Origin of the sequence: Collinsella sp. AM10-26, assembly GCF_003472525.1 — a bacterium.
GTDB lineage: Bacteria > Actinomycetota > Coriobacteriia > Coriobacteriales > Coriobacteriaceae > Collinsella.
The window spans coordinates 182,328-208,171 of the sequence record NZ_QRMC01000001.1; the positions used below are offsets into that span (position 1 = coordinate 182,328).

Sequence of the window (25,844 nt, forward strand, 5' to 3'; positions counted from 1 at the left end):
CATATGAGCGCCACGGGCCGGACTGTCGTTATCGGCTGCGGCCTCAGCCGAAAACTCGCATGCAGAATGGTTCCGCGCCATCGGGGCTCATGCGGACCAAGGCGTCCGCATTGCAGTGGGCCTCCGCGAATACCGCATCGTTGTTTCGATCCCCAGCCGCAAAGCAGCCCGCTAAGATCGCCGCCGTCGGGCTGAGCATGTTGCGCAGGTCGCGCAGGATTGCATTTACCGGGCGGTTGTCGTCTAGCATTTCGAGTCCATCGATTACGACCACGATGTTCTCTAGCACTGCTCTGTTCCACGTTTGATCCCCAAGCAACCAGCTCGTTAAAAGGTCCATGGTCATGTTGTCTTCGGCAAAGATGCCCAAGTTGCGCTGCTTGAGGCGCATCGTTGCACGGATTGTCTCAACCTGTTGTTCCTCAGGATCCTCTGACACCTTGCCATTCATCTCAGCGCGAACAAGTCGGGCAATCGCATCCTCTTCACGCTCCCGAATCGGCGCGTAAAGCACGGCGCACTGCTCACTCAGGCGCAAGGTCGCATACACCAGCACGTTCGAGACATCTTCATGCGCACCGCCAATCACACTGAGCTTGCCCAGCCCAATGCCGCCACCTAGGGCATCATCGACCGGCATACCGGTCTTCAACACTCTCGGGGCTTCAAGCACCGACGTCTCCATAACGCGATCGAGCCCAGAAACCAGCCGACTGTAAAACCCGCTGAGGTCAAAACCCTCATCATCACGCTCTCCACGATTCCCGCCACGCCGATTCGAGGACGGCGGCATCACACCCGGGAAGCTCACCATCTCGCCCATACTCACAGAACGCCCGATTCGACCGTCCTTAGAGTCCATCTTTAGCGTCATCGCAACCCTCCTAACGCCTACCGCGCTTACCAGTAGCCTTGAAATTCCAAATCGGCTTGAGTCGGTGAATAACTTCGACCGTCGGGTCCATGAGTCTCAGTACATCATCCGCAGGCTTATACGCTTCGGGCGACTCATCGAGCGTCATCTCGCATGCGCTCGGACAGTAGATGCCGGCATCGCGCATCTCGTTAACGAACGACCTGGTATCGAGCGTTTGGAACGCTTTGGTGCGGCTCATCGCACGACCCGTCCCATGCGGCGCCGAGCAGTTCCAGTCCTCGTTTCCCTTGCCGCGCGCAATAACGGCACCGTCGCGCATGTTGAACGGAATCAGCACCATCTCGCCCGTATGAGCGCTAATGGCGCCCTTGCGAATCATGCCGCCTTCCGAGATGTAGTTGTGCATGGTGGTAAAGCCGTCTCCGTCGAGTCGAATTCCCGTACGCTCAACAATCTGTGCGACAATCGCCTTGCGGTTCTGATTCGAGAAGCGTTGGCAGTTATGCATATCGACGAGATACTCGGCAGAAAGATCTCCCACGAGATACTTAAGCTCGTCGGGGATATCTGCCATGCACGTCTTCTGCGCCAGCGCCTGATGGTGCTCCGCCGTCTGTTTGCCCATGGAGCGCGAGCCGGTGTGCACGACCAGATATTGGCACCCATCCTCGTCCTCGTCGAGTTCAATGAAGTGGTTGCCGCCGCCCAGCGTGCCCATGGAGCGCTCAACCTTGCGTTTATCCTGCAACCAATCACGCGACTCCATGTCAAAGTCCGCGAGTGCGCAGGCAGGATCGCGATGAAGGCTAAAGCCCGTGGGCACCGCGCGCTTCACATCGCGATTGAACTGAATGAGGTCGTCGCGCGCAATGGTCTCCGCAAGCGGCACACAGTACATCCCGCATCCGATGTCAACCCCCACCAGGTTGGGAATCACCTTGTCGCCCAAGTTTGCCGTAAAGCCAATCACGCAGCCCTTGCCCTTATGGGAATCGGGCATGATGCGGATCTTGGCGCCTTCAAACGCCGGGCAGCTGGAAATCTCCTCGATCTGCTCCTTGGTTGAATCCTCAAGATTCTCGGCAAAGACTTTGATGTCTACCATCGCATTTCTCCTGTTCTGATCCCTGTAAACCGGAATCGACCCCAAGCCAATAGAGCGCATGTCACACCAACCAGCCAAACCGCCGATCTCCGTTTAACCACCTTTCGCCCTATTCGGGCTCTTATTGCTGCGAATACTACGGTCGCGCGGGCTACAATGAGTCCCAATAACGGGTCTTGTTTTAAATCTCCGGTTGGTACGATGCCGGCGAAAGGAGACAACGTGGCGAACAGGCCAAATCAAAAGCTCAGGCTTCTGTTCCTGCTTAAAACCTTGATGGAAAAGACCGACAGCACGCACGGGCTCACGACGCAGCAGATCATCGAGGAGCTCGCCTATCACGATCTCGAGGCCGAACGCAAGGCCATCTATCGCGACCTACAAACGCTTCGCGACTTTGGGCTCAACATCAACCAGCGCGGTGGCAAGGAATGGGCGCTGGTCTCACGCCCGCTCGAACTGCAAGAACTCATCATGCTTGTTGACGCCGTGCAGAGTTCGCCGTTTTTGACCGATGAGTTGACCGACCACCTCCTCGGCAAGCTGCAGAGCCTCGCCAGCCTGGGCGAACGCGAGCTAATGCACAAGCGTGTCGACGTGCCTTCGCGCGTGAAGATGCAAAACTCCGATGCTCTGCACAATATCGACCTTATCCAGCAAGCCATGCGCGAAAAGCGCAAGATCCGCTTCCGCTACTTCCACTACAACACCGCCAAGCAAAAGGCCTTCAACCATGACGGAAAGACCTACGAGCTCACACCCGTGCGCCTTATCTACTCCGACGAACTCTATTACATGATCGGGTTTCGAGATAAATGGGCCAATGCTGGATCAGGCCATCAGCCGTTCACGCCCTACCGCGTCGATCGCATGCTCGATGTTACGGTGTCCGAAGAGTCCGCGACCAAAGATCCGCGTATCGCAGGCTATGTCCTCGAAGATCACGTCTCGCCATCATTTGGCGTGTATGCGGCGGACAAGACCACTGTGGTGCTGGAACTCGATGACCGTGCGATGAACCCGCTCATCGACAAGTTCGGGCTCGACGCCGTTGTGTTTGAGAACCAGGATGGGCGCCTGTTGGCTACCGTCAAAGCCCCGCTGTCGCCGCAGTTCTTTGGCTGGCTGCTGCAACTCAGCACGTTCATTAAGATCGTTCAGCCCCAGAGCGCCATCGATACGTATCTCGACTATCTCGATAGCACGCGTGCGCTCTACCAGGAAGACAGGTAATACTGCCATGAACATGACCCCCAAATTTAACGTATCGTTCGAGCGCCTGAATCCCGAACAGCGCGAGGCCGTCGAATGCCTAGATGGTCCGCTGCTCGTCATTGCCGGCCCCGGCACCGGCAAGACGCAGCTACTGAGCCTGCGAGCGGCGAACATCCTGGCCAAGTGCGATGTCGCCCCGCACAACATCCTCTGCCTCACCTATACCGAGGCGGGCGCGGAGGCCATGCGTAAACGCCTGATTGAGCTCATCGGGCGCGACGCCTACGGCATCGAAGTCAGCACGTTCCACGGATTTGCAAGCAGCATCAGGTCGCGCTTTCCCGAGTACTTCATGCGCCCTTCGACCGACACGCTTGTTACCAGCCTGCACCAGCAAGAGATTTTTGATCGGCTGCTCAAATCGCTGCCCTTTGGGTCGCCCTTGGGCGGAGGGTCGCCCGATATGCCCGCGCAAAACATCGGCAAGATGATTGGCTTTGTCTCCAAGATCAAACGCAGTGGCCTGGACTACGACACGCTGGGCGCCATCGCGCAGCAGAATATCGACGCCGCTGCCTGGCTCACCGAGCATTCCGAGCTGCTTACGCTCGCCTGCGAAAGGGCAAGCGCCGCGTTGGCAGAACGCTTTGAGGAGGAGGTCGAGCGTGTCTGCGCCATGGCGCCCACAGCGCTCACCCGCCCGATCGACTGTCCTGCCGGCACGTATGTACCGTACATTCTTGAGTTGCGCGACACCGTTCGCCGCACCGAGCTTATTGACGAGAAGGGAAAGTCGTCGGGATACACCAAGGTACGCGACCAATTCTTTGGCGGTAGCAACTCCCAAGGACGTACGTTTAAAATTGCCGAGCAAAGCGAGCGACTTAAGGCTGCTTGCGACGTTGCACGTCGCTACCAGAGCGAGCTCAACCAGCATCATCTCTACGATTACGACGACATGATCGGCGACTTTGTTAACGCCGTCGAGCACAACGACGCATTGCGCCAAATCCTCCAGGACACCTATAGCTACATTCAGGTCGACGAATTCCAGGACACCAATGGTGCCCAGATGCGCATCATCGAGCTGCTCTGCGACGGCGTTGGTGCGCCCAATATCATGGCCGTCGGCGATGATGATCAGGCCATCATGCGTTTTCAGGGCGCCACGATCGAATGTGCTAACCAGTTTGCGGCCGAGTTCTCGCCCCGGAGCATCGTGCTCAAGACCAACTATCGCTCCACGCCCGCCATCGTTGAGCTTGGTCAAGCTATCGCACGGCAAATTGAATATCGCCTCGACGCCAGCTCGAATAAGTCAATCGAAGCCTTTAAGCCTCAAGGCGATCAGGTCAGCTTTAGCGAGAACGTCTACACCGGCAAAGCCGAGGAATACGCCGCCGTTGCCGCGAGCATTAGGCAGAGGATTGATGCTGGCTACCTCGATGACTGCGAAGATCCCGATGAAGGAATTGCAGTCATCTCTGCCAAACACGCCGCATTGCGCTCGCTGATTCCCTTCCTCGTTAAGGAGAACGTGCCGTTTTCGTATCGCGAGCGGCAGAATCTCTTTGCCTCCGAGCGTATGCAGACGACGTTGGCACTGTTGCGTTGCGTTACCGCGCTTGCTCGCGGGCAAAAAGGGCTGGCAAGCAGCTATCTCCCCCAGATCATTTGCGCCACCGAGCTGGGCGGAAATCATCCGTCATCCGTGGCGTTTGCGCTCAACGCCAAGCGTGAGCATCGCGGCGACTGGATGGCCGCCATGCACGAGAGCGATAACGTCCGCGTCAAAGAGCTGTACGACGGCCTTATGCAGTGGGCGGCCGAAGCCAGCACCTCCCCTGTCAGGCCACTGCTCTTTAGAATTGTCGAACGCAGCCTTGGCTATTATCAGAATTGCAAGGAACAAAATCCGCTGGGCGCAGCCGAATTCAATGCCGGCATCCGCGCCCTGCTCACCTTTGCCGAAGGTGAAATGGGAGATGCGCGCCGTATGGGACGTGCGCTTCGCCTGCCCGATATTGTCGACAAGCTCGATGCCGCTCAAAAGTTTGGCGTGAGTATCGACGCATCGATCGACCTCGGCACGCCGGGAGCTGTTCGCCTCACCAGCGCCCATAGCTCTAAGGGCCTGGAATTCGACTGCGTCTACCTGCTCGATGCCGACGACTCCACTTGGCACAAAGGCGCCGGCGGCATGAGCTTGTACCCGTCCAACCTGCTTATTCGCGAGGAAAAGGATGATGACGACGCGCGCCGCCTGCTGTTTGTCGCCATCACGCGCGCTAAACGACACCTCGAGCTGTACCGTGCCGGCGGGTCGGCACTGCAGGAGCTCACGGGGCTTATCGACTCTTGCGAGGTTTCTGCTGAAGCAGACCAGCTCAGCATTGCAATCGAAACCGAGTGGCGCGACAACTACGTGCTCGATACGCCCGAGCTCCGCGCGCTTCTGGATCCTCATACCGACGTGAAGTTTCTTTCTGCCACAGCACTCAACAACTTTGCGACGTACGAGCCTGGATGCGCAAATAGTCTGCACTTCCCTGAGAAGCAGATTGTGCGCCTGCCCACGGCGCCCACGATCCAAACCGAATTCGGCACCATCATTCACGCGATGTTCGAGGAGATCGTTAATAGAATGGAAGCCGATGGCGAGACGGCGATTGAGACAATTGAGGCCGAGTATCGCCAGCAGATTTCGTGGCTCGATTTTGCCCCCGAGGACGTCCATCGCTATTCGGAGCGCTTCGAACGCATTTGTCGTGCATTCGTCCCCTGGCTTGTCGAGCACGTCCATGGCTATCGCTGCGTCACAGAGGCGAATATGCAGTGCCTGACCACCGAAGGAACTCCGCTCTTTGGTTTTCTCGACCTGCTCCTCGTTGACGATGCAGCTAAAACGGTGCAGATTGTTGACTACAAGACTGGCTTTGGCAAAGAAGTCCCTGCAGGCTACCATCGTCAGCTCAAGTTTTACAAACTGCTGGTCGAAGCGTCACCCGAGTTTTATGGCTACACCGTCACTTCCATGGGCGACTACTATGTAGAACCCGACAAGACAACGGGCGAGCTCCGCCCGCCGTTCGCGACAACCGCCAACGCCGACGACATTGCCGAGCTCGAACAACTCATCGATGCCGTATGGTCGCGCATTGAACACGGTGCTTGGGATACCGGCGCTTTTGAGCAGAGCGATGCCCATGAGCTTGCTATCGAGGAGCAGAAGAGCTGTCGCAAAAAGGCCGACAAAGCCGAGATCGTGCAACGCGCTTACGAGCATTGGCTAGTCGAGAACCCCGGAATGTGACGAAGGGACTGTCCCTTTGTCACGCCCCGCCCACCTTTTGAATCGGCATTACCGATTGTCCGAAATGGCATTCGTGGGTAGAATAGTGTCGAGGGCAGCCCAAGTTGTAGCTGGCTGGGCAGCGCCGTTGTTTGCATTAGGGGGTCAACGCCTTAGCGGCGGCGACCCCTTCTGTTGCGCTTCGAACGCTGCTTGAGTGCCTCGGAAAGGCCGACAAGCGCTGTGAAGAACGAGACCAAAGCGGTCAGAAGCCTCACGAAATCAATCAGGCCGGTCATGGGGAATCACCTCCCATCAAATGGAGGGCGTTGCCCGGCACATGGAACTGCCGTCAACGATACCGATTCTATCAAAGCGCAGTTAGATATGCGAATGTTTGTTCGCATTTCAGAAGATCAAAGCTCGGGTATGGCGAAGGAACAGTTCCTTTGCCATACCCGAGCCTGTCGCCGAACTGCCACCTACATTTTTCGAGTTATTCGGCCACGCTACTGGTTCTGCATAAATGCACCGCCGGGATTATCTGAGGGTTTTTGTCCTTATTTGAGCGTATATATGCCCATTTGCGCACTTACGTCACCGAATCAAACACCATTAGAGGCATGAATGTTCCCGAGAGGGCATCTTTAGCCATTTAACGACCTCCGACAGGCCGAATAACTCGAAATTTGTTGGTGGCGAAAGCGTAACAGTCCTATACGCCAAAAGCCGGCATCTCCCATGCGACAAAGTGAGTGTCCCTTTGCCACATTATTCGATGACGGTGCGAGAGTTTTGCTTATGCATGGTGGCAAGCATGTGTTTGGGGACGGCGTGGACCATGCAGCTGCCGATGGTCGCACTAGCGGCGGCCTTAGCTGCATCGCTTGCGTTTTTGGTCGCGTAGCTGTGGCGGAAACGCTTGAGCATGGCGATGTCGTTGCCGCCGTCGCCGTAAACCGCGACCTCATCCTCGGCAATACCGTAGTAGCCCGCCAGCCAGGCCACGCTCTCACCCTTGTTGCACGCCACGTCCGTGATCTCGAACATCACCGGATCGAACGGCGCGTTGACCACGCGGTCCGATCGCTCGGCCAAATATGCCTTAAGGTCGCGCTCCAGCTCGGACGAGATCACACGGCAGTTGATCTTGCACACATCGTGGCGCAGGATGTCACCGATCGACTGGTCGAAATACTGTTCCTCGTGATAGCCGCCACGTGCACGCATGCCGCGCATCACGATGCGCTTGATAGGGCTGTCCTTCTTAAAACCCGCCTGGTGCATCTCGAACGAACCGCTCGAGAACATGCCGTCGGGCGTGGAGCAGTCGAAGCAAATGTCCGGAAACTCCTTGAGCAGCTCCTCGGTGATCTGCGGATCGATGGTCCAGGTCTTGAGCACCTCGCCATGACTGTCGCGCACGATGGACCCATTGGAGCAGCAGGCATCGAGCGCCAGCCCCGTGAAGCCATGCTCGCCGATTGGCAACGTCGAGCGCCCGGTCGCGGGAACCACATGCAAGCCAACCTCGGTCAGCTCACGAATGGCACGGCGGATGGTCCCGTCCGCCTCATGCAGGGCGTTCAGTAGCGTTCCGTCTAAGTCACTCGCAAACATCTTGATCATGGGCGTGCCTCTCCTTCGTCTGCACGATATTGTAGACGAGAACGAGCGCGCCCCAAGAGAGGCACGCCCGTCAGGCGAAAGATCGTCCTACACCGCGGCGGGGCCGTGTTCGCCGGTACGGATGCGGATAACCTCCTCGACCGGCTCGACCCAAATCTTGCCGTCTCCGACGGCGCCGGTGCGGGCGGCATTGCATATGATGTCGACAATGCCGTCGACGTGCTCATCGGCGCAGATAAGGGTGAACTGCACCTTAGGGATCGTGTTGACAAGCAACTCGTTGCCGCGCACGTATTCCTTCCAGCCATGCTGTGCGCCGCAGCCCTGCACCTGGTTGATAGTCATGCCGCAAACATCAGCAGCAAACAGCGCGTCTTTGAGAACCTCAAGCTTCTCAGCACGAACAATCGCCGTAATCTTCTTCATAGTGAATTCCTCTCTTCAATAAAAGAAATGAATTGCCATTCAATGACGCGGGTTTTCGAGGTGCCCGAGATTGCCCCGAAAGAGGAGCGCCGCGTACTTCGGTACGCAAGCGACGGTTTGAGGGGCAAGGTCGGGCGCCTGGGAAAGCCGCGCGACGGTCTGAACGGCAAGGTGCGGTGCTTGGGGAAGCTGCTAATCGAGTCCGGAGAAAGAAGGATATGCGCTCTCGCCGTGCTGGCTCGCATCCAGGCCCAGCGCCTCGTCGGCCTCGTCCACACGCAGGCTGCCGTGGAACAGTGCCTTGACCACTGCGGCGATCACCACGTCGAGCACCAGCACGATAACGACCGTCACTACAATGCCCAGGACCTGCGAAACGAGCAGCGACGCGTCGCCCGTATAGAACAGGCCGCCTTTACCGGTCCACGAGAGTTCCGGCACGCAAAACAGACCCGTGAGCACGCCGCCCAAAATGCCGCCGATGCCATGGCAGCCAAACGCATCAAGAGCGTCGTCGTAGCCGAACCTCGTCTTAAGATGGCTGATAGCCAGATAGCAGACAGGAGACACGATCAAGCCCATGACCAGCGCCGCCCATGGCTCGACAAAGCCCGCACCCGGCGTGACCACCACAAGGCCCGCGACCAGACCGGTGCTGGCACCCACCAGCGTGGGACGACCGGTATGCACGCGCTCCACGACAAGCCACGAGACCATACCCGCCGCGCTGGCCGTCACGGTGTTGAGGATAGCAAGCGCCGCAACGGCATCGGCCTTGAACTCGCTGCCGCCGTTAAAGCCAAACCAACCAAACCAAAGCAGGCCGGCGCCGAGCGCCACAAACGGCACGTTATGCGGACGGTAGCTCACCATGCCAAAACCGCGACGACGGCCGAGCATTAAGCAGAGGATCAGGCCGGTAAGACCAGACGAAATGTGCACCACGTCGCCGCCGGCAAAGTCGAGCGCGCCGATGATGTCGCCGATAAAAGAGCCATCGCCGCCCCAGACCATGTGGGCGAGTGGCGCATAGACCACGAGCAGCCAAATGCCCAGGAAAGCCGTCATGGCGCCAAACTTAACGCGGCCGGCCAGGCTGCCCGTAACGATAGCGGCCGTGATCATGGCAAACGCCATCTGAAAGGCGATGTTGATGATCTGGGGGTAGACGGCGCCGTCCGCGACGTTGCCCTCGGCCGCCTGCAGCACCTGGTTGAGCACCGGCAGGCACAGCAGCTGGTCAAGGCCCCCCATAAACGGACTCGAGCCGTCGCCGCCGTAGGCCAGCGACCAGCCGGCAACAATCCACAGCACACCGACCAGGCCAATGGCGCCAAAGCACATAAGCATGGTATTGATGACATTTTTGCGCCTAGACAGGCCGCCATAGAAAAACGCCAGACCCGGTGTCATTAAAAACACGAGCATGGTGCAGATGAGCATAAACGTTGTCGATCCTGTATCGTACATTCGCTCCCCCTTGGTCGCATGAACGTTGTCGGCGCCCATAATGCGGCCGAGGGACAACTGGTGTAGACCAGATACGGCGTTGTTAAACGCGGCGTTGTCGAATGGAAACGGCGCCGCAATCTTGGAAACGGCGCGGCAACGGACGCGAAACGAACGGGAAATACGCAAGCAAGGGAGCCGTGAGCGCATCCGTCCCGGCTAGCGCCGGAACAGCTCGCGGGCTCGGTCGCGAAGGTCGGTGGCTCGGATGACGCCCTCGTAGCGGTTGATGCGCAAGCGCGGGAAGGCATTGAAGAAGCGCAGGTCGCGTCGGCTGAGCGACACGCTTGGCACCGGACGGCTCATGCGCTTGCCGGCAAGGCGACGACTGAGCGACGGACGCGGCATGCTCGGCGCGGCACCGGCCACGCGGCGGGCGGCAAGCGCCAGGCCGCGAGCACCATCCGCGATAAACGTCGGCATCGAAGCCTTCTCGCGCAGGGCATCGAGCGCGGCGTCACCCAGCTCGGCCAGCCACGCGTTAACGGCACGGCTACGAATGTGCGTCTGTGCCACCGAGTCAATCGTAGAATCGGGAATACGTTCGAGCATTGAATCCGAGGCATCGGCAAGCGACTCATTGATGCGGTCGGCAAGGTCGGCCCGGACGCGCTCCAGCTGATCAGACAGGCGCCGCCAGCTCGCCAACGAGCACACCGCGTCGACCATCATCGCGACCGCGACGATAAAGGCGGACAGCCGCACAATCAGCACCGGCAGATGGCCGAGCAGCCCCAGCAATGCCGGCTCCACTAAGCGGCAAATACACAACGCACCCAAGCCAAACGCGCAGGCCCAGTACAGACAGATGCGTCCGTGCAAGTTAAACGGCAGGTGCGAGTAATCCCAAAAGCGCGCGCCTGTTGTTTTTTCCAACAGCACACCCACGCTGTACTCAATCACGCTGCATACGAGCGCTGCAGCGACAAACTGGCTCGACGCGTCAGGAATTCCGCGCAACAGCAGCCAGCAGGCAATGCCGCCCGCGCCATAGATGGGGCAGCACGGCCCCAGCAAAAAGCCACTGTTGGCAAATCGTCCGTGGTTGAGCATGGCGCAGACTGTCGACTCCCACACCCAGCCGCAAAAACCGTAGAAGGCAAACGAGAGCACCAGCGCCGAGAGCGGACAGGCGGCAAGCGTCGCGCCGTCAAATGCCATGTCGATCGCGGTCCCCACCGTCTACCCTCTCCTCTTTTCGCTCGAATCTTTGCTCGAGCCGTCACTCGAGCCCTCGTTCAAATCGTTCGCGCCGCCTTTGCGCGGCAGACGGCCGGCGACCGTCTCGCACAGAGCGCACCATTTATCGGCCAGGCACACAATCCATGCCTCGCGACACGTCGGTGGAACCGGTACCAGCGGAAACATATGGCGCACGATGGTATTCCGCTCGCGCGGCGTCAGCTCAAAATCCTCTTCGGCACGCGCCAGGGCAAAAAATGGATGCCGAAATCCGTGCAGTCGATGGCTCGGGTCGGGGTCATGCCAATCGTAGAGAAAGTAGTCGTGTAACAGGGCTCCGCGCAGCAGCGAGGCACGGTCGACCGAAATGCCAGCACGGCCAAGGCGCTCGGCAAAAGACAGGCTCGCCCGCGCCACCGAGGTCACATGTGCATAAACCGTCACGTCACCATGCTGAATAAACTCGTGCGTCAGGCCCAAGCGGCCCGCCTGGGCCAGCTGACGGGCGGCATTGTCGACCTCGCGCGCGATGCTCTTGGCACAAACGGTATCGGACATGCGGCCTCCTTCCAGCGGCTCTCGGCGGCAAGCCACAGCCTGCACGCAATGAATAAAATCATCATGGAACTTATCAGTATGGCATCGGGCAAAACGTTTTGCCCCGCCAGTTGGCGAATTACCGCGCCGCCGTCACATATCAAACGCCAAAATGTGCGAGACTGTCTTGTGCAATTGTGCCGGCCGAGGGAGCGCCGGCGCTCGATTCGCATGGAGTAACCCACAACGATGCTGCTTACGCAAACGACAACGCCCGAGGACGTCAAGGCTCTTAATCGCGCCGAGCTCCCGCAGCTCTGCGGCGAGATTCGCCACGCCATCCTCGAAAGCTCCGCCGCCGTCGGCGGGCACGTTGCCCCCAACCTGGGCGTCGTTGAGCTCACGGTTGCGCTTCATCGCGTGTTTAACTCCCCCATCGACAAGATTGTCTTTGATGTTTCGCACCAGACCTACGCCCACAAGGCGCTGACTGGGCGCGCGTACACTTATATCGATCCGGAGCGTTATGGTGAGGCTTCTGGCTTTGCCAATCCCGACGAGTCCGAGCACGACCTGTTCGCCATGGGTCACACCTCTACGTCGGTGAGCCTGGGCTGCGGCCTGGCGCACGCTCGTGACCTGGCGGGCGATGCGTACAACGTCATCACCATCATTGGCGACGGCTCGCTTTCGGGCGGCCTGGCGTTTGAGGGCTTTAACAATGCCGCCGAACTCGATAGCAACCTGATCATCATCGTCAACGATAACGACCAGTCCATCGCCGAGAACCACGGTGGCCTGTATCGCAATCTGGCCGAGCTGCGCGCCAGCAACGGCACCTGTGAGCGCAACGTTTTCCGCGCGATGGGACTCGACTACCGCTATCTGGATGCCGGTAACGATGTGTTGGCCCTGGTCGACACGCTGCAGGAGCTGCGCGATATCGATCATCCCATCGTGCTGCACGTCTCCACCGCCAAGGGCAAGGGCTTTGAGCCAGCCCAGAACGACCCCGAGCGCTGGCACCACGTGGGTCCGTTTGACATGGCAACTGGACGCAAGCTCTGCCCGGGCCATCCGAGCGAGCCTGCGCCGCGCACCTATGCCGACATTACGGGCGAGGCGCTCAGCGCCGCCATCGAGCACGATCCGCAGGTCGTGGGCATCACGGCCGCCACGCCCTACATCATGGGCTTTACACCCGAGCTTCGCGCTACCGCCGGCAAGCAGTTCGTCGATGTGGGCATTGCCGAGGAGCATGCCGTAACCTTTGCCACCGCGCTTGCGCGCTCGGGCGCCAAGCCAGTCTTTGGTGTGTACGGCACGTTTTTGCAGCGCGCCTACGACGAGCTGTGGCACGACCTGTGCCTCAACGACGCCCCGGCAACCATCCTGGTGTTTGGCGCCTCGATCTTTGGCACCACGTCCGAGACGCATCTTTCGTTCTTCGATATTTCCATGCTGGGCGGTCTTCCCAATATGCGTTACCTGGCGCCTTCCTGCATGGAGGAATACCTGTCCATGCTGAGTTGGTCGCTCGATCACCGCGAGCATCCCGTGGCGATTCGCGTGCCGGGCATTGGCCTGGTAAGCCGTCCCGATCTGGCGCCCGCCGAAGACGCCGACTACAGCGCCGTTCGCTACAACATGGTGCGCCAGGGCCGCGATGTGGCCGTGCTCGCGCTTGGCGATTTCTTTGAGCTGGGCGAGCGCGTGGCAAACCGCCTGGCTGCCGAGTACGGCATCGAGGCCACACTCGTCAACCCGCGCTTTGCAACCGAGCTCGACCGCGAGTTCCTCGACAGCCTTGCCGCCGAGCATCGCGTTGTCGTCACCCTCGAGGACGGAATCTTGGACGGCGGCTGGGGCGAGCGTGTGGCGTGTTACCTGGCCTGCACGCCCGTGCGCACGCGCACCTTCGGCATCGCCAAGGGCTTCCCCGACCGCTACGACCCCAACGAACTGCTCGCTCAGAGCGGCATGACGGTCGAGAACATGGCCGCCGAAGCCGTGAAGCTGCTGAACGAGTAAGAAAACCTCCGCAAGGGAAGCACCCCTGCGGAGGTTTTTATTTCCCCCAACTCAATTATCTCGATCTGTAACATCTAGGACCCGAATTCCCGTCTAACTGTTACAGGTCGAGACAAACCGTCTTTGCCCCTGACCTTTGTCTCAATCTGTAACAGATAGAGACCTTTTGGCCGTCCAGATGTTACAGATTGAGATAAAGCAGCGAGACATGCCGCTGCATCGGTCAGAACCACCACAAAGGTGCCTGTCCCTATTTGGTAGGTAGAATAACCCACAAGGTAAGTATGTTTCTAAGTTATTTCGTGTTGACCCATTTGAGCGCAATAGGGTATAACTCTACTCAACCACTAGGATTTTTTTGAGAAAGGTGTTCTCCCATGAGCAAGAACCTCTCCCAGCAGGTCGTTCTCGACCGCCGCGGCTTCGTTGCCGCCACCTTCGCAACCGTCGCCGGCCTTGGTCTTGCCGGCTGCTCCGACACCAGCGCCGAGGCCGACAAGGGTTCCGCCGCCGGCTCTTCCAAGAGCTCCAAAAATACCGAGGCTTCCACCACGCTCGACGCCAAGGCATTCGACAAGCTCGTCAACGACGGCCCCAAGGCCGATGACGACGTCATCGCCGCCAGCACCTGGGCTACGGCCGTCAAGGATGCCGGCGTCTTTACGATCGGTGGCGTCCAGACCTCCACGCTCTTCTCCCTCCTCAACGAGAAGGACGGTCAGACCCGCGGCTTCGACGCCGGTATCGCACAGCTCCTGTCCAACTACATTCTGGGCGAGAACAAGGTCGAGATCACCCAGGTGACCTCTGACACGCGTGAGTCCGTCCTGCAGAACGGCCAGGTCGACGCCGTCTTTGCCACCTACACCATCACTGACGATCGCAAGAAGCTCGTCTCCTTTGCCGGTCCCTACTACTACACCCAGCAGGCCATCCTGGTGCTCGCCGACAACGATGACATCAAGAGCGTCGACGACCTGGCCGACAAGAACGTCGCCGTCCAGTCCGGCTCCAACGGCCCTGCCATCCTGGAGGAGCTCGCTCCCAAGGCCAGCCAGCAGGAGTTCAAGACCGACGAGGAGGCCCGCCAGGCACTCCAGCAGGGTCGCGTTGACGCCTATGTCATCGACAACAACATGCAGCAGAGCGCCCTGGTCCGCGAGCCCGGTAAGTACAAGATTGCCGGCAAGCCCTTCGGCAGCAAGGAGCCCTACGGCATCGGCCTGCCGCTCGATTCCGACGGCGTCGCCTTTGTCAACGACTTCCTTAAGAAGATCGAGGACGACGGCACCTGGACCGAGCTGTGGCAGATCTGCATCGGCGACCGCACGGGCGACACCAATGTTCCCGAGCTGCCCGAGATCGGCGCCTAGGCAACGCGCCTAGTAACGGCCGCAACGAAACCATACGGAAACGCACGGTGCGCTTTATTGCGCTAAACTGTTTCCTCACTGAGTTGTCGGGGCTCCCGTACACGCGGGAGCCCCTTTCCTTATCGGCGGGAGGTCCGCATGAGTCTCTCTGAGCTCTGGTCGCTCTATGGCCAGAACTATATCGACGCGCTGCTAGCAACCTGGAGCATGACGCTTGAGTCGTTTGCCATCGCCATGGTGCTGGCCGTTGCCGTCACCGTGATGCGCGTGTCGCCGCTCAAGCCGCTGCGCGTCTTTGGCGACCTGTATGTTCAGGTCTTCCGTAACATTCCCGGCATCGCGCTGCTCATCATCGTCGTCTATGCGCTGCCGCCGCTCAAGGTCGTCCTGCCCTACCGTACCTGCGTTATCGTCGCCACGGTGTTGCTGGGCTCGGCCTTTGGCTCCGAGAACTTTATGAGCGGCATCAACACCGTCGGCGTCGGCCAGGTGGAAGCCGCCCGCTCGCTGGGCATGAGCTTCAACCGCATCCTCGCCAAGATCGTGATTCCGCAGGCACTGCGCTCGAGCGTGCTGCCCATGACCAACCTCTTTATCGCCGTCATGCTCACCACCGCGCTCGGCAGTCAGGTGCCGCTTAAACCGCAGGAGCTCACCGGCGTGGTGAGCTATATCAACACGCGCTCGCTCGGCGGCGTCGCCGCGTTCTTTATCTCGGCGCTCGGCTACCTGGGCACGGCCTTTGTGGTGAGCCACATTGGCAACTATATCGATAAGAAGGTGAGGATCCTCCGATGAGCAAGCACTCCTCCCCCGCGCTCACCATGCGCGATGCGCTCTACGAGGCTCCCGGCCCCAAGATGCGCGCCAAGATTCGCATCGGCACCGCCATCTCGCTGGTTGCCGTCGTCGCACTCGTTGCCCTTGTGTTGCAGCGCTTTTATGTGACCGGCCAGCTTTCGGTTCACTATTGGTATTTCTTTACGCACCTCACCACCTGGAAGTTCTTGCTTGCCGGCTTTGAGGGCACCGTTAAGGTCGCACTCACCGCCGGCGCCATCGCGCTGGTGCTGGGTCTTGCCCTTATGCTCGGCCGTACCAGCGGAATTAAGCCATTGCAACTGGTCTGCCGCGTGCTCACCGATTTCTTCCGCGGCGTGCCGAGCCTGCTGTTCATCTACTTCTTCTTTTTGGTGCTGCCCCAGTACAAGATTGCGCTGCCGTCGTTTTGGATGCTCACGCTTCCCGTCGCGCTCGCTGCGGCCGGCGTGCTTGCCGAGATCTTCCGTGCCGGCGTCAACGCCGTGCCGCGCGGCCAGGTCGAGGCCGCCCAGGCACTCGGTCTCTCCAAAGCTAAAATCACCTTCAAAATCGTGTTGCCGCAGGCGATTCGGTTTATCATTCCGTCCTTGATTTCGCAGCTTGTGGTCGTAGTCAAGGACACCACCGTTGCCTACGTGGTGAGCTACCCCGACCTCATGCAAAACGCCCGCGTGCTCATTACCAACTACGACGCCCTCGTGTCGGTCTACCTGGTTATCGCGGTCATCTACATCCTCATCAACGTCGCGATCAACAAGGCCGCTGTCTATGTTTCGCACAAGACCGGCGCGACCATCATCCGCTAACGCTTTACCATTTCGAGTCATAAGGAGCCAAGCACCATGGCACAGAGCACCTCTTCCACCGGCAATCACCCGCTGATCGAGCTCAGACACGTCGATAAGCACTATGGCGATCTGCACGTCCTCAACGACATCAATCTCTCGGTCGACCGCGGCGAGGTCGTCGTTGTGATTGGACCCTCGGGCTCGGGCAAGTCGACCATGTGCCGAACCATCAACCGCCTGGAAACCATCGACTCAGGCGAGATCCTCATCGAGGGCGAGCCCCTGCCGCAGGAAGGCAAGGACCTTGCCCGCATGCGCGCCGAGCTGGGCATGGTGTTTCAGCAGTTCAACCTGTTCGCACATATGACGGTGCTGCAAAACGTCATGCTGGGACCGGTCGATGTGCTGGGCATCTCCAAGGATGAGGCTCGCGAGCGCGCCATGGACCTGTTGAGTCGCGTAGGCGTTGCGGAGCAGGCCGATAAGGTGCCCGCACAGCTCTCGGGCGGTCAGCAGCAGCGCGTCGCCATCGCCCGTTCGCTTGCCATGCAGCCCAAGGCCATGCTCTTCGACGAGCCCACGAGCGCCCTTGACCCCGAGATGATCAACGAGGTGCTCGAGGTCATGGTTCGCTTGGCCCAACAGGGCATGACGATGATCGTGATTACGCATGAGATGAACTTTGCCCGCCGCGTTGCCGACCGCGTCGTGTTTATGGCCGACGGTCAGATCGTGGAAACTGGCACGCCCGACGAGTTCTTCGACCACCCCCAGACCAAGCGCGCCCAGGACTTCCTCAACTCCATCAAGGGCCACTAACCCCATTGCCACGCGGGACTAATTCATCACCAGCGTTTGTCCCGCGTCACCCCTGTGCTATGTCCACCCGGATTCGAAAGCCACACCCATGATCGGAACTCGCACCTCATCGTCCTATACCCCGCACGTCGACGTTGCCCCCGCCGACCGCCCGCTCATCCTCGTCGCGCCGCGCTGGGAAGAGGCGAAGCCGTTTTTAAGCGAAACGCTCTCCCCCAACGAGGAAATCGCAAGTGTCTTTGTCGATGCCATCCTTGCCGCCGGTGGCCTGCCGCTGCAGATGTCTATTACCGAAGACATCGATGTTATCCGTCATTACGTGGAAATCGCCGACGGCATTGCCATTCCTGGCGGCCCGGACGTCAACCCCAAACGCTGGGGCGACGAGCGTCCTTACGACCCCACGCTGTGCTGCGAGATTCGCGACCGTTTTGAGTTTAAGCTGGTTAACGAGGTGCTTCGCGCCAAGAAGCCGCTCTTTACCACCTGCCGAGGCACGCAGCTGCTCAATGTCGCCACCGGCGGCACCCTGTGCATGGACGTGCCGAGCCTGGGCGCGCGCGAGGGCCGCACGCAGTGGCGCCATACCCACGTGCTCAACGACCCTGTGCATCCTGTCGAGGTCGTGCCGGGCTCGCTGCTGGAGCGCGCGGTTGGCGGGCACAGGTTGATCCAGACCAACTCCGCACACCACTGCTGCGTCGATCGTCTGGGTAAAAGCACGCGCTTGGTCGCCAAGGCAACCGACGGCGTACCCGAGTGCATCGAGGTCGAGGGCCAGCCGTTCTGCCTAGGCGTGCAATGGCATCCCGAGTACACCTGGCAGACGCTCGAGACCGACTTTAACCTGTGGAAGTCGTTTGTCGAGGCAGCGGCAAAGGTTAAGCAGGCCCGTTAGTTCACGGACAGCACAACAAATAAGGGCGCCCCGCCGGCCACATGGTCCGACGGGGCGCCCTTTTGCCTATATGCATCCGGCGCGCATCAAAGCTCGCAAGCTCTTATTCAGCCGCCTCGCGTAAGGCCGACATCGTAGCTGTATATTGCTGCTGCAGCGCATGCATTCCCTCGCGAGCGCCGTCAACGGCATCGGCGCCGCGCAGCGCTTCGGTCACCACAACCGCCGGCTCGTACAGATTATCGAATCCCAGGTTCTGGCTCACGCCCTTGAGCGTGTGCGCCGCCATAAACGCACCTTCGGCGTCTCCTGCCGCCATGGCGGCCTCCAGCTTGTCCATGCTCTCGTCATCCAAAAACTTGAGGGCAAAGCGGGCAAGCATCTCCTCGCCCATCAGCCGAGCGCAAGCGTCATCATAATTGGCGCCGATCTTCTCATACGTCTCGCGCATGGAAATCATGGATTCAAACTCCTTTGGTCAAACTAAATCGTAGGAAGCGCAACGACCTCGGCAGGACGCGCCAATGTTTCGGCAATACGGTCTTGCACCTCGAGCAGACAGTCCAGCAGCAGCGGGTTAAAGGTGCCGCACTTACCGTCCAGGATCATCTGGATCGCCTCCTCGTGCGGGATGGCATCCTTGTACACGCGAACGCTCGTCAGCGCATCGTACACGTCGGCCACCGAAACTACCTGCGCGGCGATGGGGATATCGTCGCCCTTAAGGCCGTCGGGATAACCCTTGCCGTCCCAGCGCTCGTGGTGCCAGCGCGCAATCTGGTACGCATATTCCATAAGCGCATTGCCGGCGTGATGGCGGCCCAGCTCATGCAGCATGTCGGCGCCGATCGTGGTATGCGTCTTCATAATCTCGAACTCCTCGGGCGTGAGGCGCCCGGGCTTGTTGAGAATCGCATCGTCAATCGACATCTTGCCGATATCGTGCAGCGCCGAAGCCAGGGCAATCGTGGAGCGCTCCTCGTTGTCGAGGGAGATGTTGTCGCTACGGTGGGCCTGGCAGCCGAGCAGTAGCTCGGTCAGCTTCTCGATGTTCGTAACGTGCCTGCCGCTCTCGCCATTGCGAAGCTCCATGACGCCGGCCATGATGCCGATGAGCATGCGGCTGTTCTTGACGCGCTCGTTGTACTGTTGGGACAGCAGGCTCGTCAGACGACGCTGTTTGGCGTACAGGCGGATGGTGTTGCTTACACGGCGGCGCACGACACGGGAGTCAAACGGGCGGTTGACATAGTCCGAAGCACCCAGCTCGTACGCGCGCAGCACCACATCGTCGGAATCTTCGCTCGAGATCATGATGACAGGCAGATTGTCAATAATCGACCGGCGCGACAGATCGCCCAACACCTCAAAGCCGTTCATGCCCGGCATGACAATGTCCAGCAGCACGAGCGACAGCTCATCGCCACACCGGCCTGCATGCGGGCGCTGCGAAGCTTTTCCTCGTAATATCGGCGATTGCGCACACTCGTCAGCACGTCGGTGTAGACAAGGTCCTCTTCTGCGGCCTCCTGTTCATCAATCGGACGCACCATCAGCAGGACGTGAGGCTCGCCCTCGACCTTCAGAGGGCGCAGGCGAGCGCGGTACTCGGTACCATCATTGAGCAGCTGCTCCGATACATCATCGGAACCTGCCAAGGCCTCCAGACCTGACTGGCGCAGACAGGGACACCGATCGCCGGCGAGCAGGCAGTTGGGATCGCCCTTAATCTGGTCGGCCGACAGCAAACGCACCACGGGGTAGGGCTGAAGCCGCAGACGTTGGGTTTTGAGCACCCTTGTTAACACAGCCGAAACGTCTACGAAAGAAGCCCGTTTGATGATTCGGCCGCTAGAGCCCCAAGATGCCGCGGACAGCCTGGGCGGCCGCTGTCGGGCGATCGCGCAGCCCGTTGTGCGCGCCGGGAACTACTACGAGCGGACAATTCAAAAGCTCAGCCGCCGTTCTCGTGCCCGCCTCGCGGGGCGTGCCAATCGAGAGCTCGCCCAGAAACACGGCGGCCACCGTTTTCGATACGCGGACGCCATCCCAATTGGGAACGCAGGTCATAGTGATCTCGTATTCGTTTGCCATGAAACTGCGGCCGTTGCGCAGGGCATGCTTGGCTTCTGCCTCGGTTAACTTGGGGGCTTGAGGGTCCGAATCGCCGATGGCGCCCAGGAAGGCCCTTAGCGCCCTCGAGACCTTTCCCGCAGCAATCATCTCGAGTAAAACCGGGGCCGCACCCAGGCCGGCGCCTTCGTTTGTCACGGCGGGTTCATGCAGAATCGCACGCGAGACAATGGTCGGGTTTGTACGGAGAAGCTCCAGGGTCACCAGCGTACCGGCACTGTGCGCGAGCACGTTTGCCGGAGCGCCGATATGCTTGATAACGGCCTGCAGGTCGTCGGCCTGGGCGGCGAGGTCGTAGCGCCCGTCCGCGGCGTCGCCGCTCTCGCCGCAGCCGCGGCGGTCGTAGGCAACTACGCGGCACACTTGGCTGAGCTCGCGGGCGATGCCCTCAAAAAATGTGCCATCGACGCAGGCACCGTGCACGCATATCAAGGCAGGCGCATCCGACGGCACGCCCGACTCGGCAAACTCGCGACAGGCAATCGTAGTGCCCGCATTCTCGACCGTAAAATCCATGTTATGCCCCATCGTCTTGTGCCTTGTTAACACATGAACTGTACCCGACCCGAAACCTTTCATATCGCAGGCATCGAGGGCGGAATGAAAAAACGAAACCTAAGAGCACAAGCCCAAACCAGACTTTGGCGCCGATGCTATGCTTAGGCACAACTGTCCCAAGGAGCATATGCCTATGTCTACGTTTTTAAATGCCAGCCCCATCTTTGGACCGGTGCGCAGCCGCCGTCTGGGCCTTTCTCTCGGTGTCAACATGATGCCGGCATCGGGCAAGATCTGTACGTTTGACTGCATCTACTGCGAGAACGGCCTCAACGCCGAGCGCCCCTGCCATGAGCCGTACAACACAGCTGCCGTGGTACTCGACGCGCTCGAGGCAAAGCTGCGCGAGATGGCAGCCGAGGGCGAGCTCCCCGATGTGATCACCTTCGCAGGCAACGGCGAGCCCACCGCCGCACCGGAGTTTCCGCAGGCCATCGCCGGCGCCGTCGCGCTGCGCGACGAGCTTGCCCCGAACTCCAAGATCGCCGTGCTCTCCAACGGCACGCGCACCGATCGCCCCGAGGTGCACGATGCGCTCATGATGGTCGACGACAACATCCTCAAGCTCGATACCGTCGACCCGACATTTATCCAGCTGCTCGACCAGCCTGTTGGCCCCTACGACGTCGAGCACCAGATCGAGACGTTCGCGAGCTTTGACGGTCACGTTATTATCCAGACGATCTTTTTGACCGGCGAGTATCAGGGCAAGTCCCTCGATAACACCGGCGAAGCGTATGTCGGCCCTTGGCTCGCGGCGCTCGAGCGCATTCGCCCACAGGAGGCGACCATCTACACGGTAGCGCGCGAAACACCGATCGCCGGCCTTGCCAAAGCAGCGCCCGAGGCGCTCGATGCGATCGCCGCACGTGTGCGCGCCCTCGGCATTCCCTGCCAGGTGAGCTACTAGCGCGGCCGCCCGCCAGCAAATCATCCTCAACTGACAGGGTAGCTAAAAAAGCCCCGTCCCAAATGAGCTGGTCTGCGGGTGAGCTATACTAGCTGCAAATGAAAGGAAGTTAGCCATGTATGACAAAGGACCCGTGCCTGGCCGCAACGACGCTTGCTGGTGCGGCAGCGGCAAGAAATACAAGAAATGCCATAGCGCCTTTGATGAGCGCCTCGAGCGCTTGTGGGAAGAGGGCTGGGAGGTTCTGCCCCGCACGCTCTACAAGACGCCCGCCGATATCGAGGGCATTAAGCGCTCGGCCGCCATCAACGTGGGCGTGCTCGACTACGTGGGCGAACACATCGCCGCGGGCATGACCACCAACCAGATCGACCAGATAATCTACGACTACACCGTCGAGCACGGCGGCACGCCGGCCGACCTCAACTACGAGGGCTATCCCAAGAGCGTGTGTACCTCAATCAACGACGTCGTCTGCCACGGTATCCCCTGCGATGCGGATGTGCTGCACGAGGGCGACATCATCAACGTGGACTGTTCCACAATCTTGGACGGCTACTTTAGTGATTCGAGCCGTATGTTCTGCATCGGCGAGGTCTCGGCCGAGCGCCAGCGCCTGGTCGACGTCACCCGCGCCAGCGTGGAGGCTGGCCTTGCCGCCGTCAAGCCGTGGCTGCCGCTGTCCGTGATGGCCGAGGCTGTGCAAAAGACCGTCGAGGACGCCGGCTTTAGCGTGGTGCGCGAGTACGGCGGACACGGAATCGGTAAGGAGTTCCACGAGGACCCGTTTGTGGGCTTTACCACCGAGGCGCCCGATGTGGACATCATCATGGCTCCGGGCATGGTCTTTACCATCGAGCCCATGGTCAATGCCGGAGCGCCCGACATCAAGATTAGCAAGGGCGACGGCTGGTGCGTGCGCACCAAAGACGGTAGCGATTCGGCTCAATGCGAGGTACAGCTCGTGGTGACCGAGGACGGTTACGAGCTGCTGAGCTGGTAACCGTGGATGCGCCGGATGCTGACGGGCACGCTCGTCTTGCATCCGGCGTTTTTATTTGAACGTTTTGCCTGATAAAACCTGACAAAATAAACCTGTCCCTTTTTGGTAGGTCAAGCGGAGAGGACTGCTTGTGAACATCCTAGTTTTGCTGCCCGTCAACGACCGTCATCGAGCGATCCTCGAGTCGAGCGCTCCAGGCGAGGACTTTATCTACACGAGCGCCGACGCCATCACGTGCGAGCAGGTCGCCAACGCCGACGTAATCTTGGGCAACATAGACCCTGCCCTGCTTACCGCATGCGAGCACCTCCAGCTACTGCAACTGCAGACCGCGGGCTATGACGATTACTTGGCCGCCGGCACCGTGCCGGCTGACGCCAAGCTGTCTTCCTCGATCGGCGCCTACGGTCAGGCCGTAAGCGAGCACATGTTTGCCATGGTGCTGTCAATGATGAAGCGCCTGCCCGGCTACCAGGACCTGCAGCGCGAGCATCGCTGGGAGGACTTGGGCCCGGTCACCTCGCTCAAAAATGCCAATGTGCTGGTGCTGGGCGCGGGCGACATTGGCGGTCACTTCGCCACGCTCTGCCGCAACATGGGCGCGCACGTCCGCGGCATCAAGCGTCATCCGCTCGTCTACCCCATTGTGTTTGAGGACATGGACGGCATGGATGCCCTGTCTGAGCGCCTGGCGGAGGCCGACATCGTCGCATCCTTTATGCCCAGCACGCCCGAGACCCGCGGTCTGGCGAACGCCAAGTTCTTTGCCGCAATGAAGCCGGGCGCCTTCTTTGCCAACGGCGGCCGCGGTGACCTTGTGGTCGCCGACGACTTGGTTGCCGCCCTGGAGTCGGGACATCTTGCCGGCGCCGCGGTCGACGTCACCGACCCCGAGCCCCTGCCCGCGACAAGCCCGCTGTGGGACGCTCCCAACATGCTCATCACGCCGCATATCTCGGGCTGGTTCCACCTAGAGGCCACGCTCAACAACGTGGTCGACATCGCCGCCGAGAATCTACGCCATCTTCTGGCTGGCGAGACGCTACGCTGCTGGATTGAGCACTAGGTATTACGCCGTTCTAACGAACGGCGTAATGAGCCGACGCTACGAGCCCGTCTGGACGGCAATCTGCCTTTCAATCGTCGGGCATGGCCAGAAGGCCAATGCCCTCCTCTTTCAAGGCACCTTGCTCGCCCAGACGGGCTCTCGCTGACTTTTTCTCTACCCGCAAAGCTTTAGGGACTCAGCGGCTTGTAATGTCGCTGGCATTCGCCCAGATAAAACCTGCCAAAATTAACATCCCTTTTTGGTAGGTTTTAGAGCTCTACACTTTCGGCGCCGTTGATGTTCAGGTCGCGCTCGTAGAAAGCGGTGAGGGCGCGGATGGCGCACATCACATCGCGCACGCCGCCGGTCTCGTAGCTCGAGTGCATGGCCAGCTGCGGCAGGCCCACGTCCACAGCGTGCATACTCGCCTGCATGTTCGACAGGTTGCCCAGGGTGGAGCCGCCGGCCATATCGCTCTTGTTGGCGAAGGCCTGCGTGGGTACGTCGGCGTCATCGCAAATAGCCTGGAACACCGCGCGGCTAAAGGCATCGGTGCAGTAGTGCTGGTTGGCGGCCTCCTTGATGACGATGCCGCCGTTGAGCACAACCTGGTTGCGGGCGTCGCACTTCTCGGCGTGGTTGGGGTGCACGGCATGCGCGTTGTCGCAGCTCACGAGCATCGAAGCGGCAAGCGCACGGTGGTACGACTCGTCGTCGAAGCCCAGCGATCCGTTAATGCGGCGCAGCGCGTCGGCCAAGAACGTCGACATGGCGCCTTGCTTGGTCTCGGAGCCAACCTCCTCGTTATCAAAGCAGCAGAAGACCGAAACGTCGTGCGCGTTCTCAGCTCCCAAAAATGCCTGCAGCGAGGTGTAGGCGCAGGCCAGGTCGTCGAGTTTGGGCGTCGAGATAAACTCGTCGGCCCAGCCCCAAATGCGCGCATCCTGGCGGTTGACCAGGAACAAATCGCGGCCCAAAATCTGCTCGGGCTCAACATCCAGCTCGTCGGCGATCAGGGCGTCAAAGTCGCCCTGCTTAAGGTCGCCAGCGCTGATGAGAGGGCACAGGTCAACGGCTCGGTTGGGCGCAAAGCCCTCGTTAACGCCGCGGTTCATATGGATGGCAAGGCTCGGGATGATGGCGACTTCGCGCTCGGTAGCGAGCAAACGACTCTCAATACGGTCGCCCTCGCGTACCAACACGCGGCCCGCGAGTGCCAGCGGACGGTCGAACCAGGTGTAGTCGATCATGCCGCCGTATGCCTCGGTGTTCAGGCACAGCGTTTCGCCCGCGCCGTCGAGTTCAGGCACGGCCTTGACCTTAAACGTCGGCGAGTCGCTGTGCGACGCCGTAAGCTGAAAATGGTAGTCGCCGGCAACGCCGTCCTCGCCCCACGTAGCAGCCAGGTCCTCGCCCACTTTAAAGGCAACAACGCTCGAGGTATTGCGCTGCGTGTAATAACGCCCGCCCGGCTCGATGTCCCACGCCGCATTCTCGGGCAGGAAGGTAAAGCCCGTCTCGTCGAGCTCGGCCATAATGGTCGCCGCCGTATGGAACATGCTGGGGCATGCCTCGATAAAGTCGATGAGGTCGTTGGCGGCCTCGATATCGTCGGCCGTCACATGCGCGCGCTCGGGCGTTTCCTGATCCGTCATGCTCTCCCCTTTCACTGGGCTGATGGTCCCCTCC

At 60.1% G+C, this 25,844-nt stretch carries 24 protein-coding genes; 11 read left to right on the forward strand and 13 right to left on the reverse strand.

Annotation, left to right across the window (positions count from 1 at the left end; all coding sequences use genetic code 11):
* Positions 1-43: 43 nt before the first annotated feature.
* Together DW123_RS00815 and DW123_RS00820 are read right to left on the reverse strand one after the other, a co-directional pair.
* A complete protein-coding gene (locus DW123_RS00815) occupies positions 44-874 on the reverse strand; it encodes a hypothetical protein (protein WP_118272954.1) in 831 nt (276 codons plus the stop codon).
* Positions 875-884: 10 nt separating this feature from the next.
* Positions 885-1,982, reverse strand: a complete 1,098-nt coding sequence (locus tag DW123_RS00820; protein WP_118272955.1) for an RtcB family protein — start codon at positions 1,980-1,982, stop codon at positions 885-887.
* A 222-nt stretch (positions 1,983-2,204) separates the two neighbouring features.
* Here DW123_RS00820 and DW123_RS00825 point away from each other — a divergent pair, with 222 nt between their 5' ends.
* Both DW123_RS00825 and DW123_RS00830 read left to right on the forward strand, forming a co-directional pair.
* The gene (locus DW123_RS00825; protein WP_158570700.1) at positions 2,205-3,215 is read left to right on the forward strand and encodes a YafY family protein; all 1,011 of its coding nucleotides are present in this window, start codon (positions 2,205-2,207) and stop codon (positions 3,213-3,215) included.
* A 7-nt stretch (positions 3,216-3,222) separates the two neighbouring features.
* Entirely contained in the window at positions 3,223-6,510 is a 3,288-nt protein-coding gene (locus DW123_RS00830; RefSeq protein ID WP_118272957.1) for an ATP-dependent DNA helicase, read from the forward strand.
* Positions 6,511-6,662: 152 nt separating this feature from the next.
* Here the strand turns inward: DW123_RS00830 and DW123_RS09805 are convergent, their stop codons facing one another.
* The 6 genes from DW123_RS09805 to DW123_RS00855 all read right to left on the reverse strand — a co-directional run bounded on the left by DW123_RS09805 (position 6,663) and on the right by DW123_RS00855 (position 11,793).
* A complete protein-coding gene (locus DW123_RS09805) occupies positions 6,663-6,788 on the reverse strand; it encodes a hypothetical protein (RefSeq protein WP_255412936.1) in 126 nt (41 codons plus the stop codon).
* Positions 6,789-7,260: 472 nt separating this feature from the next.
* Positions 7,261-8,118 (reverse strand): HAD-IIB family hydrolase, encoded by an 858-nt coding sequence (locus DW123_RS00835; RefSeq protein ID WP_117743732.1) that lies wholly within the window; start codon positions 8,116-8,118, stop codon positions 7,261-7,263.
* 87 nt (positions 8,119-8,205) lie between these two features.
* Positions 8,206-8,544 carry a P-II family nitrogen regulator gene (locus tag DW123_RS00840; RefSeq protein ID WP_118272958.1) on the reverse strand — a complete coding sequence of 113 codons (339 nt, stop codon included), beginning with the start codon at positions 8,542-8,544 and terminating at the stop codon, positions 8,206-8,208.
* Between the two features lie 192 nt (positions 8,545-8,736).
* Positions 8,737-10,014 carry an ammonium transporter gene (locus DW123_RS00845; protein WP_118273027.1) on the reverse strand — a complete coding sequence of 426 codons (1,278 nt, stop codon included), beginning with the start codon at positions 10,012-10,014 and terminating at the stop codon, positions 8,737-8,739.
* A gap of 198 nt (positions 10,015-10,212) precedes the next feature.
* On the reverse strand, positions 10,213-11,232 hold the full coding sequence (locus tag DW123_RS00850) for a putative ABC transporter permease (RefSeq protein WP_233539417.1): 1,020 nt from the start codon (positions 11,230-11,232) through the stop codon (positions 10,213-10,215).
* A 3-nt stretch (positions 11,233-11,235) separates the two neighbouring features.
* A complete protein-coding gene (locus tag DW123_RS00855) occupies positions 11,236-11,793 on the reverse strand; it encodes an HD domain-containing protein (protein ID WP_118272959.1) in 558 nt (185 codons plus the stop codon).
* A 228-nt stretch (positions 11,794-12,021) separates the two neighbouring features.
* On the opposite strand from DW123_RS00855, the gene DW123_RS00860 reads away from it, so the two are divergent.
* The 6 genes from DW123_RS00860 (at position 12,022) to DW123_RS00885 (ending at position 18,503) form a co-directional block, all read left to right on the forward strand.
* Entirely contained in the window at positions 12,022-13,803 is a 1,782-nt protein-coding gene (locus DW123_RS00860; RefSeq protein WP_118272960.1) for a 1-deoxy-D-xylulose-5-phosphate synthase, read from the forward strand.
* Positions 13,804-14,180: 377 nt separating this feature from the next.
* A complete protein-coding gene (locus DW123_RS00865) occupies positions 14,181-15,176 on the forward strand; it encodes a glutamate ABC transporter substrate-binding protein (protein WP_118272961.1) in 996 nt (331 codons plus the stop codon).
* Between the two features lie 138 nt (positions 15,177-15,314).
* Positions 15,315-15,974, forward strand: a complete 660-nt coding sequence (locus tag DW123_RS00870) for an amino acid ABC transporter permease (protein ID WP_117798473.1) — start codon at positions 15,315-15,317, stop codon at positions 15,972-15,974.
* Positions 15,971-16,804, forward strand: a complete 834-nt coding sequence (locus tag DW123_RS00875) for an amino acid ABC transporter permease (RefSeq protein WP_118272962.1) — start codon at positions 15,971-15,973, stop codon at positions 16,802-16,804. The genes DW123_RS00870 and DW123_RS00875 overlap by 4 nt, the downstream gene beginning before the upstream one ends.
* Positions 16,805-16,840: 36 nt before the next feature.
* Positions 16,841-17,605, forward strand: coding sequence for an amino acid ABC transporter ATP-binding protein (locus DW123_RS00880; protein WP_118272963.1), 765 nt, complete (start codon positions 16,841-16,843; stop codon positions 17,603-17,605).
* Between the two features lie 88 nt (positions 17,606-17,693).
* The gene (locus DW123_RS00885) at positions 17,694-18,503 is read left to right on the forward strand and encodes a gamma-glutamyl-gamma-aminobutyrate hydrolase family protein (protein ID WP_118066507.1); all 810 of its coding nucleotides are present in this window, start codon (positions 17,694-17,696) and stop codon (positions 18,501-18,503) included.
* A gap of 103 nt (positions 18,504-18,606) precedes the next feature.
* Here DW123_RS00885 and DW123_RS00890 read toward each other — a convergent pair whose 3' ends face one another.
* Genes DW123_RS00890 through DW123_RS00905 form a run of 4 tightly spaced genes read right to left on the reverse strand, consistent with a single transcriptional unit; the run spans position 18,607 to position 21,152 of the window.
* Complete coding sequence (locus DW123_RS00890; RefSeq protein WP_199570166.1) at positions 18,607-18,963, reverse strand: Hpt domain-containing protein; 357 nt, start codon at positions 18,961-18,963, stop codon at positions 18,607-18,609.
* Positions 18,964-18,986: 23 nt separating this feature from the next.
* Entirely contained in the window at positions 18,987-19,910 is a 924-nt protein-coding gene (locus DW123_RS00895; protein WP_199570167.1) for an HD-GYP domain-containing protein, read from the reverse strand.
* Complete coding sequence (locus DW123_RS00900; RefSeq protein WP_147351586.1) at positions 19,880-20,299, reverse strand: hypothetical protein; 420 nt, start codon at positions 20,297-20,299, stop codon at positions 19,880-19,882. Before DW123_RS00900 ends, DW123_RS00895 begins: the two co-directional genes overlap by 31 nt.
* 55 nt (positions 20,300-20,354) lie before the next feature.
* Complete coding sequence (locus tag DW123_RS00905; protein WP_158570701.1) at positions 20,355-21,152, reverse strand: alpha/beta fold hydrolase; 798 nt, start codon at positions 21,150-21,152, stop codon at positions 20,355-20,357.
* Positions 21,153-21,327: 175 nt separating this feature from the next.
* Here DW123_RS00905 and DW123_RS00910 point away from each other — a divergent pair, with 175 nt between their 5' ends.
* The 3 genes from DW123_RS00910 (at position 21,328) to DW123_RS00920 (ending at position 24,173) form a co-directional block, all read left to right on the forward strand.
* Positions 21,328-22,104 (forward strand): radical SAM protein, encoded by a 777-nt coding sequence (locus DW123_RS00910; RefSeq protein ID WP_117734244.1) that lies wholly within the window; start codon positions 21,328-21,330, stop codon positions 22,102-22,104.
* 115 nt (positions 22,105-22,219) lie between these two features.
* Entirely contained in the window at positions 22,220-23,107 is an 888-nt protein-coding gene (locus DW123_RS00915) for a methionyl aminopeptidase (RefSeq protein WP_118272967.1), read from the forward strand.
* 130 nt (positions 23,108-23,237) lie between these two features.
* Complete coding sequence (locus DW123_RS00920; RefSeq protein ID WP_118272968.1) at positions 23,238-24,173, forward strand: D-2-hydroxyacid dehydrogenase; 936 nt, start codon at positions 23,238-23,240, stop codon at positions 24,171-24,173.
* A gap of 251 nt (positions 24,174-24,424) precedes the next feature.
* Here DW123_RS00920 and DW123_RS00925 read toward each other — a convergent pair whose 3' ends face one another.
* Entirely contained in the window at positions 24,425-25,810 is a 1,386-nt protein-coding gene (locus DW123_RS00925) for a M18 family aminopeptidase (protein WP_233540098.1), read from the reverse strand.
* Positions 25,811-25,844: the final 34 nt, after the last annotated feature.

Coding starts and splice junctions, on each gene's coding strand:
- DW123_RS00880 (WP_118272963.1), top strand. CDS start 16,841: ATGGCACAGAGCACCTCTTCCACCGGCAATCACCCGCTGATCGAGCTC.
- DW123_RS00830 (WP_118272957.1), top strand. CDS start 3,223: ATGAACATGACCCCCAAATTTAACGTATCGTTCGAGCGCCTGAATCCC.
- DW123_RS00915 (WP_118272967.1), top strand. CDS start 22,220: ATGTATGACAAAGGACCCGTGCCTGGCCGCAACGACGCTTGCTGGTGC.
- DW123_RS00815 (WP_118272954.1), bottom strand. CDS start 874: ATGACGCTAAAGATGGACTCTAAGGACGGTCGAATCGGGCGTTCTGTG.
- DW123_RS00875 (WP_118272962.1), top strand. CDS start 15,971: ATGAGCAAGCACTCCTCCCCCGCGCTCACCATGCGCGATGCGCTCTAC.
- DW123_RS00910 (WP_117734244.1), top strand. CDS start 21,328: ATGTCTACGTTTTTAAATGCCAGCCCCATCTTTGGACCGGTGCGCAGC.
- DW123_RS00905 (WP_158570701.1), bottom strand. CDS start 21,152: ATGGATTTTACGGTCGAGAATGCGGGCACTACGATTGCCTGTCGCGAG.
- DW123_RS00870 (WP_117798473.1), top strand. CDS start 15,315: ATGAGTCTCTCTGAGCTCTGGTCGCTCTATGGCCAGAACTATATCGAC.
- DW123_RS00835 (WP_117743732.1), bottom strand. CDS start 8,118: ATGATCAAGATGTTTGCGAGTGACTTAGACGGAACGCTACTGAACGCC.
- DW123_RS00925 (WP_233540098.1), bottom strand. CDS start 25,810: ATGACGGATCAGGAAACGCCCGAGCGCGCGCATGTGACGGCCGACGAT.
- DW123_RS09805 (WP_255412936.1), bottom strand. CDS start 6,788: ATGACCGGCCTGATTGATTTCGTGAGGCTTCTGACCGCTTTGGTCTCG.
- DW123_RS00885 (WP_118066507.1), top strand. CDS start 17,694: ATGATCGGAACTCGCACCTCATCGTCCTATACCCCGCACGTCGACGTT.
- DW123_RS00840 (WP_118272958.1), bottom strand. CDS start 8,544: ATGAAGAAGATTACGGCGATTGTTCGTGCTGAGAAGCTTGAGGTTCTC.
- DW123_RS00860 (WP_118272960.1), top strand. CDS start 12,022: ATGCTGCTTACGCAAACGACAACGCCCGAGGACGTCAAGGCTCTTAAT.
- DW123_RS00820 (WP_118272955.1), bottom strand. CDS start 1,982: ATGGTAGACATCAAAGTCTTTGCCGAGAATCTTGAGGATTCAACCAAG.
- DW123_RS00865 (WP_118272961.1), top strand. CDS start 14,181: ATGAGCAAGAACCTCTCCCAGCAGGTCGTTCTCGACCGCCGCGGCTTC.
- DW123_RS00855 (WP_118272959.1), bottom strand. CDS start 11,793: ATGTCCGATACCGTTTGTGCCAAGAGCATCGCGCGCGAGGTCGACAAT.
- DW123_RS00890 (WP_199570166.1), bottom strand. CDS start 18,963: ATGATTTCCATGCGCGAGACGTATGAGAAGATCGGCGCCAATTATGAT.
- DW123_RS00845 (WP_118273027.1), bottom strand. CDS start 10,014: ATGTACGATACAGGATCGACAACGTTTATGCTCATCTGCACCATGCTC.